General features: G+C 60.0%; 1 protein-coding gene. It reads right to left on the bottom strand.

Going from position 1 to position 1,317, the window contains the following annotated elements; all coding sequences use genetic code 11:
• Positions 1-5: 5 nt before the first annotated feature.
• A partial coding sequence (locus tag A1359_RS02580) for an efflux transporter outer membrane subunit (RefSeq protein WP_066977563.1) occupies positions 6-1,317 on the bottom strand: 1,312 nt, incomplete at its 5' end.

A 1,317-nucleotide genomic window follows, 5' to 3' on the forward strand; every position in this document is an offset into this window, starting at 1 on the left:
TGCAGTTAGACGTTCGCGCCGCCGCCCAACGCCTTATACACGGCGATCAGATTCGTGGAAGTCTCGGCTTCGGAACGAGCCAGCTCGATTTCTACAACATACAGCGCGCGCTGGGCATCCAGCACGTCCAGAAACGAGGAGACGCCTTCCTGATAACGCAGTTGCGACAGACGTACCGATTCCTGATGGTCCACCACCGCGCGGGCGAGCGTCTGCCGGCGAATTTCCTCCTTCAGGTAGCGGGTCATCGCAGTCTCGGTTTCCTGGAGTGCCTCAAGCACTGCCTTTTCATAGCTCAGATAGGCTTCCTGCTGCTTCGCATCGGCCATATCGATTCCGGCACGGATACGGCCAAAATTAAGCAAGGGCTGCAACAGATTGGCGGCGGTGCCGTAGGAGAAGGCGGCCGATTTGAACAGGCTTTCGATATCGGTGTTACGCAGACCTACAAAAGCCGACAACGATATTTTCGGAAACAATTCCGCGATCGCCGCCCCTTGCATGGCCGTTGCCGCCGCGAGTTGGCGTTCAGCCACGCGAAGGTCCGGGCGGCGGCGTATCATTTCCGCGGGCGAAGCCAGGATTTCCCGTCCCGGCGCTGCCGGCACGGCTTCGGTGGAATTTAGTTCGGCATCCAGCGTGCCGGGCTGGCGTCCCACCAGGACTTCCAGTTGCCGCAATGCAGCGACCAGCCTTGCTTCCAGCGCCGGAATTTGGGCGTCCGTAGTCTCGGTCTGGGCCCGTGCCCGCACCACATCGTGCCGGGTTCCCACGCCTTCGGCGTTGAGTCTTTCAGTCAGTTCCAGCGTTTGCTGCTGCGACTTCAGGTTCGAACGCGTTATTCGAAGTTGATTCTGAAGACTGCGGTAGTCAACATAACTGCGCGCCAGCTCGGCCGTCAGCGTCACCAGGGACTGGTGATACTGCTCGCCAGCGCCCTCCAGATCGGCAGTGGCGGCCTCCAGTCGGCGTTGCTGACGGCCGAACAAATCGACTTCCCAGAGGGCGTCGAAACCCAGCTCGAACATATTGTATTTGATACCGGACGCCAAGCCGGGGAACGGATTCTCTTGGCGTTGCGCACCGGTTGTTATGTTGACGGTCGGGAACAGTTCCGCACGGGTGCCGCGACGCTCGGCGCGGGCCTGATCGATACGGGCCAGCGCTATCTTGACATCCAGGTTTCCCGCCAACGCTTGGTCCATGAGATGGTTCAGGTGCGCATCGCCAAAATTTTTCCACCAGTTTTTCAAGTCCTCCGGACTGGCCGGTTTCAAGCCCGCTTGCGGTACTTGTGCGGCCTGCCAATGCTTCGGG

The organism is Methylomonas lenta (assembly GCF_001644015.1).
GTDB classification, from domain to species: domain Bacteria; phylum Pseudomonadota; class Gammaproteobacteria; order Methylococcales; family Methylomonadaceae; genus Methylomonas; species Methylomonas lenta.